The organism is Stutzerimonas frequens (genome assembly GCF_024448335.1).
In the GTDB taxonomy this organism is placed as follows: Bacteria; Pseudomonadota; Gammaproteobacteria; order Pseudomonadales; family Pseudomonadaceae; genus Stutzerimonas; species Stutzerimonas frequens.
Map to the genome: position 1 here is coordinate 18,039 of NZ_JAMOHM010000013.1, position 13,423 is coordinate 31,461.

The 13,423-nt window shown below is 64.4% G+C and carries 11 protein-coding genes; 8 read left to right on the forward strand and 3 right to left on the reverse strand.

Annotation, left to right across the window (positions count from 1 at the left end; all coding sequences use genetic code 11):
* Window positions 1-92: 92 nt before the first annotated feature.
* The 3 genes from NAO55_RS16605 (at window position 93) to NAO55_RS16615 (ending at window position 4,191) form a co-directional block, all read left to right on the forward strand.
* Window positions 93-1,190 carry an endonuclease/exonuclease/phosphatase family protein gene (locus NAO55_RS16605; RefSeq protein ID WP_102841445.1) on the forward strand — a complete coding sequence of 366 codons (1,098 nt, stop codon included), beginning with the start codon at window positions 93-95 and terminating at the stop codon, window positions 1,188-1,190.
* A 70-nt stretch (window positions 1,191-1,260) separates the two neighbouring features.
* Window positions 1,261-3,771 (forward strand): alpha-glucan family phosphorylase, encoded by a 2,511-nt coding sequence (gene glgP / locus NAO55_RS16610; RefSeq protein WP_102841245.1) that lies wholly within the window; start codon window positions 1,261-1,263, stop codon window positions 3,769-3,771.
* 66 nt (window positions 3,772-3,837) lie between these two features.
* Window positions 3,838-4,191, forward strand: a complete 354-nt coding sequence (locus tag NAO55_RS16615) for a YgaP family membrane protein (RefSeq protein ID WP_102841246.1) — start codon at window positions 3,838-3,840, stop codon at window positions 4,189-4,191.
* 121 nt (window positions 4,192-4,312) lie between these two features.
* Here NAO55_RS16615 and NAO55_RS16620 read toward each other — a convergent pair whose 3' ends face one another.
* Window positions 4,313-5,203, reverse strand: coding sequence for a LysR family transcriptional regulator (locus tag NAO55_RS16620; RefSeq protein ID WP_102841247.1), 891 nt, complete (start codon window positions 5,201-5,203; stop codon window positions 4,313-4,315).
* A 156-nt stretch (window positions 5,204-5,359) separates the two neighbouring features.
* On the opposite strand from NAO55_RS16620, the gene NAO55_RS16625 reads away from it, so the two are divergent.
* Genes NAO55_RS16625 through NAO55_RS16645 form a run of 5 tightly spaced genes read left to right on the forward strand, consistent with a single transcriptional unit; the run spans window position 5,360 to window position 10,905 of the window.
* The gene (locus NAO55_RS16625) at window positions 5,360-6,871 is read left to right on the forward strand and encodes a CoA-acylating methylmalonate-semialdehyde dehydrogenase (protein ID WP_102841248.1); all 1,512 of its coding nucleotides are present in this window, start codon (window positions 5,360-5,362) and stop codon (window positions 6,869-6,871) included.
* Between the two features lie 47 nt (window positions 6,872-6,918).
* On the forward strand, window positions 6,919-7,692 hold the full coding sequence (locus tag NAO55_RS16630) for an enoyl-CoA hydratase (protein WP_102841249.1): 774 nt from the start codon (window positions 6,919-6,921) through the stop codon (window positions 7,690-7,692).
* A gap of 36 nt (window positions 7,693-7,728) precedes the next feature.
* On the forward strand, window positions 7,729-8,619 hold the full coding sequence (gene mmsB / locus NAO55_RS16635) for a 3-hydroxyisobutyrate dehydrogenase (RefSeq protein WP_020306202.1): 891 nt from the start codon (window positions 7,729-7,731) through the stop codon (window positions 8,617-8,619).
* Window positions 8,620-8,621: 2 nt separating this feature from the next.
* Window positions 8,622-9,716, forward strand: coding sequence for an enoyl-CoA hydratase/isomerase family protein (locus tag NAO55_RS16640; protein ID WP_102841250.1), 1,095 nt, complete (start codon window positions 8,622-8,624; stop codon window positions 9,714-9,716).
* A gap of 37 nt (window positions 9,717-9,753) precedes the next feature.
* Window positions 9,754-10,905 (forward strand): acyl-CoA dehydrogenase family protein, encoded by a 1,152-nt coding sequence (locus NAO55_RS16645; RefSeq protein ID WP_102841251.1) that lies wholly within the window; start codon window positions 9,754-9,756, stop codon window positions 10,903-10,905.
* Between the two features lie 867 nt (window positions 10,906-11,772).
* On the opposite strand, the gene NAO55_RS16650 is transcribed toward NAO55_RS16645, so the two are convergent.
* Together NAO55_RS16650 and NAO55_RS16655 are read right to left on the reverse strand one after the other, a co-directional pair.
* Complete coding sequence (locus NAO55_RS16650; protein WP_019407593.1) at window positions 11,773-11,991, reverse strand: hypothetical protein; 219 nt, start codon at window positions 11,989-11,991, stop codon at window positions 11,773-11,775.
* Window positions 11,992-12,336: 345 nt separating this feature from the next.
* Window positions 12,337-13,419 (reverse strand): CaiB/BaiF CoA transferase family protein, encoded by a 1,083-nt coding sequence (locus NAO55_RS16655; RefSeq protein ID WP_102841252.1) that lies wholly within the window; start codon window positions 13,417-13,419, stop codon window positions 12,337-12,339.
* Between the last annotated feature and the right edge of the window lie 4 nt (window positions 13,420-13,423).

Sequence of the window (13,423 nt, forward strand, 5' to 3'; positions counted from 1 at the left end):
TCGCCTGTCAGCCTGTCGAACGCCATGGCGCTTGCACTCCCATAGGAGTGCAAAGCCGGTTCGCCGAACTGATCGATCACCAAGAGAACGCCATGCTCGAAGGAATCTTGCTGGCCAGTACAGGCCTCCTGGCACTCGTCACGCTGCTGCCGCTCTGTCGGTACCGCGTCTGGTGGATACGGGTCTGGGAGTTTCCACGTCTGCAACTGGGCGCCCTACTGGCGCTGCTGCTGCTCGCGCAGGTGCTGTGGCTGGACTATGGCCAACCCTGGCATGGCCTGATGACGGCCGTGACCGTAGCCTGCCTGATCTACCAGCTGGCCTGGGTCGTACCCTACACACGCCCCTGGCGCAACGAGGTGCGCCGGGCCAAGGCGGACGCCACAGGGCCGCGCATTCGGGTGATGTCATCCAATGTGCTGGGGCCGAACCGGCAGTCTGATCGGCTGCTGGCACTGGTTCGCGAGTATCGCCCCGACGTGCTGGTGACCCTTGAGTCGGACCAGTGGTGGGAAACGCAGCTGGAGCAGCTGGCCGAGGAGTATCCGCACAGCATCCGCTGTCCGCTGGACAACCTCTACGGCATGCATGTCTTTTCACGTTTACCGCTGGAAGAGCCGGAACTGTGCTTTCTGGTGGAAGACGACGTCCCCTCCATGCATGCTCGGGTTCGTGTCAGCGACAACCTCGCGGTGCGCATGCATTTTCTGCATCCGGCACCGCCCAGCCCCACCGAGAACGACGAATCCACCGAGCGCGACGTGGAACTGCTGGTGGTGGCCAGAAGCATCCAGCACAGCGATGATCCGATCATCGTGACCGGCGACCTCAACGATGTGGCCTGGTCGCCGACCACCCGGCTGTTCCGCAAGATCAGCGGGCTGCTGGACCCACGCGTGGGCCGCGGCATGTACAACACCTTCCATGCCCATCACTGGTTCCTGCGCTGGCCGCTGGACCACTTCTTTCACAGTGCGCACTTCCGTTTCGTCCGTCTGCTGCGCCTGCCGGACATCGGCTCCGATCATTTCCCGGTGTTCATCGAGCTGCAGTACGACCCGAAGCGCACTGAAGAGCAGCAAGGGCTAGAGGCTGATCGTGATGACCAGCGGCAGGCCGCCGAGACCATAGCCGAAGAACCGGCAACATCGCAGGATGTGCCACAACCCGAGGCCGGGCCACGCCGCTGAGGGTTACCCCGCTACGCGCAAAGCCTATGCTGGACGAGACAGCGCTCACCGGTTCAGAAGAGAGGTCACTTTGGCACCTGCATCCGATCGCCCCGCCCTCACACCCGACACCCTGCGCGAACTGGCTTTCGACCAGTCGATTCGCTGGACCAGCCAGAACGATGACCTCTGGCAGCTGATCGACAACGACCTCTGGGCGCTGACCCGCAATCCCAGCCTGATCCTCAGTACCGTGCCGGAGCAGAAGCTGGAGGCGCTGCTGCGCCGCGTCGACTGCCACCGCCTGGTGGACGGCATCGTCAAGGCGCGCCAGGCACGGCTGGAGCAGCCGACCTGGTTCGCCAGCCAGCAGTACGGCGAACGCCTCGCGCGAGTCGCCTACTTTTCCATGGAATACATGCTCAGCGAAGCCTTGCCGATCTACTCCGGCGGCCTCGGCAACGTCGCCGGGGACCAGCTCAAGGCCGCCAGCGACCTCGGCGTGCCGGTCACCGCGGTGGGCATGCTCTGGCAGCACGGCTACTTCCGCCAGAGCATCGGCCCGGACGGCCGACAGCAGGCGCTGTACCCAGTCAACGACACCCGGCAGATGCCCATCGAGCCGCTGCATGACGCCAGCGGCGCGCCTCTGAGGCTGGCCATACAGCTGCCGGGTCTGCAGATCTGGCTGCGCGGCTGGCAGGCCCGGGTCGGCCTCAATCGCCTGCTGCTGCTCGATACCAATGACCCCGCCAATCCACCCATGGCGCGGCTGATCGCCAGCGAACTCTATGGCGGCGACAACGAAATGCGCCTGCGTCAGGAACTGGTGCTGGGCATCGGCGGCTGGCGCCTGCTGGAAGCCGCCGGCCTGCAGCCCGATGTGCTGCACCTGAACGACGGTCACGCCGCTTTCGCCGTGCTGGAGCGCGCGCGCAGCCATATGGCCCGGGAGCGGGTCTCCTTCGCCGTGGCCCTCAATGCGACGCGCGCCGGCAACCTGTTCACCACCCATACGCCAGTGGAAGCCGGGTTCGATCGCTTCCCGCCGGAACTGGTGAGCCAGTACCTGGAACGCTATGCCGAGTACGAACTGGGCATTTCCATGCAGACGCTGCTGGCCATGGGCCGCAAGCAGCCGCAGGACACGCGCGAGCCGTTCAATATGGCCTACCTGGCGACGCGCGGTGCCGGCGCGGTCAACGCCGTCAGCCAGCTGCACGGCCATACCAGCCGCTACATCTTCCGTGAGCTGTATCCGCGCTGGCCGCTCGAGGCGGTACCGGTCGGGCACGTCACCAATGGCATCCACCTGCCGACCTGGGTATCGCCGGATGCCGAAGCACACTGGTACGAATTGCACGGCGACGAGATTCCCTGGCGCGGCACCGACGCGTCCTCGGTGGACGAACTGCTGGCCCGGGTCGACGACCGCTGGCTGTGGCAGATCCGCCAGCATGCTCGCAACGAACTGCTCGGCTTTGTGCGCAGCCATCTGGCCCGCAGCCTGGCCGTGCACGGCGCTTCACCGGCAGAAATCGAGGTAGCCGGTTCGCGCCTGCATCCGGAGCATCTGACCCTCGGCTTCGCCCGCCGCTTCGCCAGCTACAAGCGCCCCAACCTGTTGCTGCAGGACCCCGAGCGGTTGGCGCGCATCCTCTGCCATCCGACTTATCCGGTGCAGCTGCTGGTGGCCGGCAAGGCGCACCCGGCCGACCGCGCCGGGCAGGCATTGCTCTCCGACTGGCAACGCTTCGCCGCACGACCGGACATCGCCGGTCGTGTGGTCTTTCTCGAGGACTACGACATGCGCATCGCCCGGCACATGGTGCAAGGCGTCGATGTCTGGCTGAACACGCCACGGCGGCCATGGGAAGCAAGCGGCACCAGCGGCATGAAGGTGCTGGCTAACGGCGGCCTGAACCTGTCGCAGCTCGACGGCTGGTGGGCCGAGGCCTACGCCGCCGACCTCGGCTGGGCCGTGGGTGACGGCCTCGAACACCCAGCCGAACACGACGCAGTCGACGCCGAACAGCTCTACGCGCTGCTGGAAACTCAGGTGATCCCCAGCTTTTACGCCCGCGACACGGAAGGCCTGCCCACCGCCTGGGTGCAACGCATGCGGCGCAGCATGAGCGCGCTGGTCGAGCGCTTTTCCGCCGACCGAACCGTGCGCGAATACACCGAACGCTACTACCTGCCCATGGCGACGACCTTTCGCCGTCGCTGCGCCGAAGGCTCGGCGCTGGCCAGCGAGCTGGCGCACCAGCTCACCTGTCTGCGCAGCTACTGGCATGAACTGGCCTTCAGCGGTGTGCAGTGGACCTGCGAGAACGGCCAGCTTCAGGTCGATGTCCGTCTGCATCTCGGCCACCTGGAACCGCGACAGATTGCCGTGCAGCTCTATGCCGAAGGCCGGGGCGAAGCTCCCGCCGAGGTCCATCCGCTCACCCTCGTCGAACACGACGGTGCTTTCGCCAGCTACCACGGCCACTTGCCTGCCGACCGCTCGGCGACGGATTACACCGCGCGGGTCGTCCCTGGCAGCCAACTGGGGCTGTCTGTGCCGCTGGAGCTGGCATTGATTCACTGGCAGCGATGAACGCCCGGAACGCCAGCGCAGCGGCGCAGTCCTCTATTAACCACTTGCCTTTCGAGGATGCCGCAGATGATGAAGCAACTGTTCGACAAATCCGCCCCACAGAACGTCCACGGCTGGGAACGCGCCGCCTCGCTTGCCGGTGGGCTGGTAATGATGGGCAAAGGACTGCGTCGGGGCGGGCTGATCGGCTTGGCGGAGCTGGCCATGGGCGGCATGGCGCTGGCGCGCGGCATCAGCGGACGCTGCGAGGCCAAGCGCATGCTCGCCGAGATGGAAAGCAAGCCGGCGTTGCCGAGCCAGCGCTACAGCCATATGCCGATGGATTCGGAAGTACATAGCCCGGACTTTCAGGGCGATAGCGTAACGCTCCCGGACAGCTCGCCGATGGGCAACGAAAGCCGCACCACGCCACGCGTCTGATTCACCGGGCGGCGCTTCGATGATGTGCCGCCTGCGCACAGCCGTCACACGGCTGGCGCGCAAAACTCCCGGCGCTCTCGCAGCGCCGTCCTGGTTCTCTGGACAGCTCGGCCAGCGATGACTACTGGCCCAGCAGTCGGTGCTGGTTCTGCTGCGCCATCTCCTTCAGGTAATCCCAGGTCGTGCGCATACGCGCCAGGTCCTTGAACTCGATGGGCATCAGCATCCAGAAGGTGCGGGTGAAGCTGACCTCCTCGGGCAGCAGCAGTCGCAACCGCGGATCGGCATCGGCGGAAAACGCCGGCAGGATCGCGATCCCCGCCCCCATCGCCACGGCTTCCTGCTGCGCCAGCAGGCTGGTGCTGCGCAGGCCGACCGAGCGGGGATCGGCGATCCCATCGAGAAACAGCAGCTCCTTGCTGAACAGCAGGTCATCCACGTAGCTGACGAAGCGGTGCTCTGCCAGATCCTCGCGGCTGCGGATCGGCAGGTGTTCGTCCAGATACGCCGGCGACGCATACAGTCGCAGCACGTAGTCGGTGAGCCGGGTGATGATGAACGGCCCGCGCTCCGGGCGTTCCAGGGTGATGACGATGTCCGCCTCGTGACGCGACAGGCGCACCGCGCGCGGCAGTGCCAGCAGGTCGATGTTCAGATGCGGATAGCGCCGGCTGAGCCCAGTGAGCTGGCCGGCGAGCATCACCGTGCCGTAACCCTCCGTCGCGCCGATGCGCACCTGCCCGGAAAGGCCATCGGCCATGCTCGGCAGCGAATGTTCGATGGCCACGCTGGCGCTTTCCATCGCTTCCACTCGCGGCAGCAGGTTGCGCCCGGCTTCGGTGAGCTTGTAGCCACCCGGCTCGCGCAGGAAAAGCTGCAGGCCCATGCTTTTTTCCAGCGCCTGCAAACGACGGGACACAGTTGTGTGGTCGACCGCGAGCCGGCGCGCTGCGGTCGTCAGCCGCCCCGCTCGGGCGACCTCGAGGAAATAGCGCAGATTGTCCCAGTCCATGGTTGAAGCCTCCATCAGCCCCTGTGCATTTATGCAGAACGACTCTGCAGTCGATCGCATTGTAATGTGGTTTTTTGCATTGCTACATTCGGTGCAACTGGTCGCAGCCGTCCGCGAGCCATAACAACAACAGTGCCTTCTCAGGCGGAGAGCCTTATGACAACGTCCAGCTCCATTCCTACCGTCAAATTGCTGATCGACGGTGAATTTATCGAATCGACCACCCAGGACTGGCGCGATGTCGTCAACCCGGCGACCCAGGAAGTCCTGGCGCGCGTGCCGTTTGCGACCGCCGAGGAAATCGACCGCGCCGTCGCCAGCGGCCAGAAAGCCTTCAAGACCTGGCGCAAGACACCGATCGGCGCGCGGGCGCGGATCTTCCTCAAGTACCAGCAGCTGATTCGCGAAAACATGAAGGAGCTGGCGGCGATCCTCACCGCCGAACAGGGCAAGACCCTGGCCGATGCCGAGGGCGACGTGTTCCGCGGCCTGGAAGTGGTCGAGCACGCCGCCGGTATCGGCAACCTGCAGCTCGGCGAGCTGGCTAACAACGTCGCCGCCGGCGTCGATACCTATACCCTGCTGCAGCCGCTGGGCGTCTGCGCCGGCATCACCCCGTTCAACTTCCCGGCGATGATCCCGCTGTGGATGTTCCCGATGGCCATCGCCACCGGCAATACCTTCGTCCTCAAGCCGTCCGAACAGGACCCGATGGTCACCATGCGCCTCTGCGAACTGGCGCTGGAAGCCGGCGTGCCGCCGGGTGTACTCAACGTGGTGCACGGCGGGCCGGACGTGGTGAACGCGATCTGCGACCATCCGGATATCAAGGCGGTGTCCTTCGTTGGCTCGACCAAGGTCGGTACCCACGTCTACAACCGTGCCAGCCAGGCCGGCAAGCGCGTGCAGTGCATGATGGGCGCGAAGAACCACGCCATCGTGCTGCCCGATGCGCACAAGGAGCAGACCCTCAACGCCATCGCCGGTGCCGCCTTCGGCGCGGCCGGCCAGCGCTGCATGGCGCTGTCGGTGGTGGTGCTGGTGGGTGAGGCGCAGGCCTGGATTCCCGATCTGGTAGCCAAGGCGCAGACCCTCAAGGTCAACGCCGGTGTCGAGGCTGGCACCGATGTCGGCCCGCTGGTTTCCTGCGCGGCGCTGGATCGCGTCAGCGGGCTGATCGAACGTGGTGTGCAGGAAGGAGCCAGGCTCGAACTGGATGGCCGTAACCCGAGCGTCAGCGGCTACGAGAAGGGCAACTTCGTCGGCCCGACGATCTTCTCCGGGGTTACCCGTGAGATGAGCATCTATCAGGAAGAAATCTTCGGCCCGGTCCTCTGCGTCATGGCGGCGGCGACCATGGACGAAGCCATCGAGCTGATCAACGCCAACCCGAACGGCAACGGCACCGCCATCTTCACCCGCTCCGGCGCGGCGGCGCGGCACTTCCAGGAAGAGATCGACGTGGGCCAGGTGGGCATCAACGTACCGATCCCGGTGCCGGTGCCGATGTTCTCCTTCACCGGCTCACGCGCTTCCAAGCTCGGCGACCTCGGCCCCTACGGCAAGCAGGTGGTGCAGTTCTACACCCAGACCAAGACCATCACCGAGCGCTGGTTCGACGAAAACGAGGTCGGCGGCCCGGTCAACACCACCATCAATCTGAAGTGACATCACCCACCGGGCCGGCGGACGCGCCGGCCCTCAAGGACGCTGAAATGACATTCGAAACCCTGCTCGTCGACATCCAGGAGCGCGTCGCGCTGATCACCCTCAACCGGCCGCAGGCGCTCAACGCGCTCAATGCGCAGCTGATCAGCGAGCTGAACCAGGCCCTGGGCCAGCTCGAGGCCGATCCGCGGATCGCCTGCATCGTGCTCACCGGCTCGGCCAAGGCGTTCGCCGCCGGCGCCGACATCAAGGAAATGGCCGAGCTATCCTACCCGCAGGTCTATCTCGATGACCTCTTTGCCGAAGCTGACCGCATCGCCACGCGCCGCAAGCCGCTGATTGCCGCCGTCGCCGGTTACGCACTGGGTGGTGGCTGCGAACTCGCCTTGCTCTGCGACATGATCTTCGCCGCCGACAATGCGCGCTTCGGCCAGCCGGAAGTCAACCTAGGCGTGTTGCCGGGCATTGGCGGCACCCAGCGCCTGACCCGCGCAGTGGGCAAGGCCAAGGCGATGGACATGTGCCTGACCGGTCGCCAGATGGACGCCGCCGAAGCCGAGCGCGCCGGCCTCGTCGCGCGCGTATTCCCCGCCGAAAGCCTGCTGGAGGAAACCCTCAAGGCCGCCCGGGTGATCGCCGAGAAATCCCTGCCGGCCACCATGATGATCAAGGAAAGCGTCAACCGCGCCTTCGAGACCACGCTGGCCGAAGGCATCCGCTTCGAACGTCGCGTGTTCCATGCGGTGTTCGCGACCGCCGACCAGAAGGAAGGCATGGCCGCGTTCAGCGAGAAGCGCAAGCCTGAGTTCACCAATCGCTGAGCCGCATCTGGCCATAACAACAAGAGGAAACACGCCATGCATATCGGATTCATCGGCCTGGGCAACATGGGCGCACCCATGGCCCACAACCTGCTCAAGGCAGGCCACCAGCTCAGCGTTTTCGACCTCAACGCCGCAGCTGTCGAAAATCTGGTCGGCGCCGGTGCGCTGCCGGTCGACTCCCCGACCGCCATCGCCCAGGGCAATGCCGAGCTGATCATCACCATGCTACCGGCCGCCGCCCATGTGAAGAGCGTGTACCTGGGCGAGAACGGCCTGATCGCCAGCAGCCGTGCCGGTGTGATGCTGATCGATTGTTCGACCATCGATCCGCACAGTGCCCGCGAAGTGGCCAAGGCTGCCGCCGAGCATGGCAACCCGATGCTCGACGCACCGGTTTCCGGCGGCACCGGCGGTGCAGCAGCCGGAACCCTGACTTTCATGGTGGGTGGCAGCGATGCGGACTTCGATCGTGCACAACCGATTCTCGCGGCCATGGGCAAGAACATCGTGCACTGCGGTGCAGCCGGCAACGGCCAGGTGGCCAAGGTCGCCAACAACATGCTCTTGGGTATCTCGATGATCGGCGTCGCCGAGGCCATGGCATTGGGCGTCGCTCTGGGCATGGATGCCAAGACCCTGGCCGGCGTGATCAACACCTCCAGTGGCCGCTGCTGGAGCTCGGATACCTACAACCCCTTCCCTGGCGTGCTGGACAACGTACCGGCCTCCCGCGGCTACAGCGGCGGCTTCGGCAGCGACCTGATGCTCAAGGATCTGGGCCTGGCCACCGAGGCCGCCAAGCAGGTGCGTCAGCCGGTGATCCTCGGCGCCCTCGCCCAGCAGCTCTACCAGAGCTTCAGCGCCCAGGGCCACGGTGGCCTGGATTTCTCGGCGATCATCAATCAGTACCGCAAGGACACCTGACCATGAGTGCAACCGAACGCCCCGTGCTGGCCGCCGTACGCAACCACGTCGGCCACCTCACCCTCAACCGCCCGGCCGGGCTGAATGCGGTGACCCTGGAAATGGTCCGCCTGCTGCAACAGCAGCTCAGCGCCTGGGCTGCCGATCCGCAGATTCATGCCGTGGTACTGCGCGCCAATGGCGAAAAAGCCTTCTGCGCCGGCGGTGACATCCGTTCGCTGTACGACAGCTTCCAGCGCGGCGACACCGAGCACGAAACCTTCTTCGAGGAGGAATACGCCCTCGATCAGTACATCCATGCATACCCGAAACCACTACTGGCGCTGATGGACGGTTTCGTCCTCGGCGGCGGCATGGGCCTGGTCCAGGGCGCGTCGCTGCGGGTGGTTACCGAGCGCGTGCGCATGGGCATGCCGGAAGTCGGCATCGGCTATTTCCCGGATGTCGGCGGCAGCTATTTCCTCTCGCGCCTGCCGGGTGAGCTTGGCACCTACATGGGCGTCACCGGCCTGCAGATCCGCGCCGCCGATGCGCTACACGTGGGCCTGGCGGACTGGTGCGTCAGCCACGACCAGATTGCCGAGCTGGATCGCTGCCTGGACCGCATGAGCTGGTCGGTCCATCCCCAGGAGGCGCTGCGCACCTTGGTGGCCACACTAGGCACCAACAGGCTGCCCGGTTCCGAACTCAAAGCGCTGCACCAAGCCATCGACGAGCATTTCGCCAAGCAGGACGTGGCATCGGTTCGTGCCTCGCTGGCAGCCGAGAACCGTCCCGAATTCAGCGACTGGGCCGCCGAGACCCTCAAGGTGCTCGACAGCCGCTCACCCCTGGCGATGTGCGTCACCCTGGAGATGCTGCGGCGCGGCCGCAATTTGCCGCTGGCCGACTGCTTCGCCCTGGAGCTGCATCTGGACCGTCAATGGTTCGCCAAGGGCGACATCATGGAAGGCGTGCGCGCGCTGATCATCGACAAGGACAAGTCACCGCGCTGGAATCCGCCGACGCTGGCAGAGGTCACGCCGGAGCGCGTCCAGGCGTTCTTCGACGGCTTCAAGGCCACCACCGGCAAGACACGCCGCAGCGCCACGGCCTGAACCTCTTTGCAGCACAACAACAAGAAGAGACCGCGCAATGCATGACCTCGAACTCAGCGAAGACCAACGCATGATCCGCGACATGGCGCGCGACTTCGCCCGCCGCGAGATCGCCCCCCATGCACAGGCCTGGGAAAAGGCCGGCTGGATCGACGACGCCCTGGTCGCCCAGATGGGAGAGCTTGGCCTGCTCGGCATGGTCGTCCCGGAAGAATGGGGCGGCAGCTATATCGACTACGTCGCCTACGCCCTGGCCGTGGAGGAAATCTCCGCCGGCGACGGCGCCACCGGCGCGCTGATGAGCATCCACAATTCGGTGGGCTGCGGCCCGGTGCTGAATTACGGCTCGCAGGCGCAGAAGGACGAGTGGCTGGCTGAACTGGCCAGCGGTCGCGCCATCGGCTGCTTCGCCCTCACCGAACCGCAGGCCGGCTCCGAGGCGCACAACCTGCGCACCCGCGCCGAACGGGTGGACGGCCAGTGGGTGCTCAACGGCAGCAAACAGTTCTGCAGCAATGCCAAGCGGGCGAAGTTGGCCATCGTCTTCGCGGTGACCGATCCGGACCTCGGCAAGAAGGGTCTTTCCGCCTTTCTGGTGCCCACCGACACGCCCGGCTTTGCGGTGGAGCGCAGCGAACACAAGTTGGGCATCCGTGCCTCCGACACCTGCGCGGTCTCGCTCAGCGACTGCCGAATCCCCGAGAGGAGCCTGCTTGGCGAGCGCGGCAAGGGTCTGGCGATTGCGCTGTCGAACCTCGAAGGCGGGCGTATCGGTATCGGCGCGCAGGCGCTGGGTATCGCTCGTGCGGCCTTCGAAGCCGCCCTGCTCTACGCCCGCGAGCGCGTGCAGTTCGGCAAGCCGATCGCCGAACACCAGAGCATCGCCAACATGCTCGCCGACATGCAGACCCAGCTGAATGCGGCGCGTCTCTTGATTCTGCATGCCGCGCGGCTGAAGAGCGCCGGCCTGCCCTGCCTGTCCGAAGCCTCCCAGGCCAAGCTGTTTGCCTCGGAAATGGCCGAGAAGGTCTGCTCGCAGGCGGTGCAGATCCACGGTGGCTACGGCTACCTCGAGGACTACCCGGTCGAGCGCTACTACCGCGATGCCCGTATCACGCAGATTTACGAAGGTTCGAGCGAGATTCAGCGCCTGCTGATCGCACGGGAGCTGGCGAACTACGCGCTTTAGTAGATACGCCGCGAGGCTGGGGGCGTGAAGCTGCTGGGATCAGGAGCGCTTACTCCTTGCGGCGTTTGTTGGTGGGCTGAAGCCCACCCTACGGTGCATACAACAATGCAACGCCGGGTTCCCACCTAAGCGTCTACGGACTTGTAGGGTGGGCTTCAGCCCACCAATCCCACCTCCGCCCCGCCGGTAAATTCGCAACAACCGTTAACTGCGGCCAATAAAAAGGGGAGCCGCTAGGCTCCCCTTCAGGTCGTGTTGCTTTGTTCTTCTTCTGCTGACGGGCTTGTTGTTTTTGTTGGCAGCCCGGTCGGACATTGTCCGAGTAGCAGTCCCATTCGGGACACAAAGAACAAACGGATTATTTTGGTCGCTGATGTTGCCACTACCCTCGCGGGCTCAACCGGTTCTGGAGCTGCCTCAAGGCAGTTTTGTTGTTCTCGGTCCGGTCGACAGGAAACCTGTCGGGCAATTCCTCTCCAAAAGAATCAGTTTGCTACGTCTCCCACCTGCTTGTTTTTATTGTGTCGGAGTCGCTACGTGTTGTTCTTGTTATGGGGTGTGCTTTCTTGTTTTTGTTGTGCCCATAGGAAAGCATTCCCCGTGCCAGTTTTACGATATGCTTATTTTTCAATAGGTTAGCTGAAATTAGCCAATCGTAGCAGGATGCCGAAACGCCCTTTCGTTACCGCCCGCCTCAGCGAACCGTTACACCGTACGGAAGGAGTAACACCTTTGGATGGGTTTCCAGTAACAGCTGCGGCAGCTTCGAACGCGCAATGCAGGACACCCCGACAGTAGTCACCGTCAGGGTGTCGATCGCTCGATTGGCATAGGTAGGTTCTTCGGCTGGTTAGCGCCTGGGTCGTATCAGGCGTCTGCTGTCAGAACAGCAGTTTCCTTGGATCTGGCCAGATAATCGCAGAGTGCGATGGCCAGCAGTGGAGCGACACCAATGTTGAAGGCCGCGTGCCAGGTTTCCACCAGTCCCACGAAAAGCATCCCCACGACAACGATCGCGGCGAGACAGTGAGCAAGGAAACGGCACAATTCAAGTGCAACTACTTGTTGTTCGGCATTGTTATTCATACGTTTGACTCCCCGTTTTTGTTGTAATAAGCAGCCTCGGTTTTGATAGTAGTCCGCTGACCCAGCCGTGCAACTTCAACCGACGTGCGGCACGTCTACAACGCCTGTTCCAGCGCCCAGTCGAGACCTTGGTCGTATCCAGTTCATTACTTCTTACTGTGCACCGACATCAACGTTATATATGTGGGAATCGTTTTCTTGACTAACTGTCCAATAAACGCCGATCTCGCATTGATCATCAGACGAAACGCGGACTGGAGAAAAAGAACTTGTCCTTTTGGTCGCCTACACGATGCAGCTGCTTGGCGCTTAGCCATCGGTAGTGATTCGCCGCTGGCCATCCGGTCAATCCCACCCTGCTTCCGGCTCGCATCTGAGCGTCCGCCGCCCCTTGCCTGGCGTTCGTGAAAACCGCGGCGCCGGCGCCGCCTGCACCATCCCATCGAGCTCCTGATAGACCCCGCGCTGGCGCAGATGGGGATGCTGCGGCGCATCGGCCAGTTCCAGCACGGGCGTGAAACAGGCGTCGCTGCCCTCCAGCAAGGCACACCACTCGGCTTGAGTGCGGGTCGCGAACAGCCGCTCCAGCAACTCGCCCTGCGCAGGCCACTCGGCCGGATCTGCGCAGCCCGCCCACAGCGCTTCTGGTGCGTCCATGCGCTCCAGCAGCTCGCGCCAGAACTGCGGTTCCAGCGGGCCGATGGCGATTTCGCGACCGTCCGCGCAGCGGTAGCAGCGGTAGTTCGGCGCCGCTCCAGCCAGCGGATTGCGATCACGCTGCAGGTCGATCCGTCCACTCGGCAGCAAGCCGGCGAAGAACGTCATCAGCGACGACACCCCGTCGACGATGGCCGCATCGATCACTTGCCCCTGCCCTGAGCGCTCGCGCTCCCACAATGCGGCGAGAATGCCGACGGCGAGGTAGAGCGAGCCACCACCGAAATCACCGACCAGATTCAACGGAGGGATGGCCGGCCCGCTATCGCCACGGATCGCCGCCAGCGCGCCGGTCAGCGCGATGTAGTTGATATCGTGCCCAGCGGCCTTCGCCAACGGGCCGCTCTGCCCCCAGCCGGTCATGCGCCCGTAGATCAGCCGCGGATTGCGTTCCAGCAGCTCGTCCGGCCCCAGCCCCAGCCGCTCCATCACCCCGGGGCGGAAGCCTTCGATCAGCACGTCGGCGTTCATGGCCAGCGCCAGGCTTCGCTCTCGTCCCGCCACGCTGCGGATGTCGAGGGTCAGCGTCTTGCGCCCGCGATCGACCACCGGGTTCGGCCAGCCATTGCCACCTTCGCGCTCGATACGCAGCACCTCGGCGCCCATGTCGGCCAACAGCATGGCGCAATGTGGACCGGGGCCGATGCCGGTGAACTCCAGCACGCGCAGCCCGCACAGCGGTCCGCTACGGGTATCGTCATGTTCGTTCATGGGT

Excerpts from the sequence above, each read along its gene's own strand:
- NAO55_RS16625 (WP_102841248.1), top strand. The coding sequence starts at position 5,360 with ATGACAACGTCCAGCTCCATTCCTACCGTCAAATTGCTGATCGACGGT.
- NAO55_RS16630 (WP_102841249.1), top strand. The coding sequence starts at position 6,919 with ATGACATTCGAAACCCTGCTCGTCGACATCCAGGAGCGCGTCGCGCTG.
- NAO55_RS16650 (WP_019407593.1), bottom strand. The coding sequence starts at position 11,991 with ATGAATAACAATGCCGAACAACAAGTAGTTGCACTTGAATTGTGCCGT.
- NAO55_RS16645 (WP_102841251.1), top strand. The coding sequence starts at position 9,754 with ATGCATGACCTCGAACTCAGCGAAGACCAACGCATGATCCGCGACATG.
- NAO55_RS16605 (WP_102841445.1), top strand. The coding sequence starts at position 93 with ATGCTCGAAGGAATCTTGCTGGCCAGTACAGGCCTCCTGGCACTCGTC.
- mmsB (WP_020306202.1), top strand. The coding sequence starts at position 7,729 with ATGCATATCGGATTCATCGGCCTGGGCAACATGGGCGCACCCATGGCC.
- NAO55_RS16655 (WP_102841252.1), bottom strand. The coding sequence starts at position 13,419 with ATGAACGAACATGACGATACCCGTAGCGGACCGCTGTGCGGGCTGCGC.
- NAO55_RS16620 (WP_102841247.1), bottom strand. The coding sequence starts at position 5,203 with ATGGACTGGGACAATCTGCGCTATTTCCTCGAGGTCGCCCGAGCGGGG.
- NAO55_RS16640 (WP_102841250.1), top strand. The coding sequence starts at position 8,622 with ATGAGTGCAACCGAACGCCCCGTGCTGGCCGCCGTACGCAACCACGTC.
- NAO55_RS16615 (WP_102841246.1), top strand. The coding sequence starts at position 3,838 with ATGATGAAGCAACTGTTCGACAAATCCGCCCCACAGAACGTCCACGGC.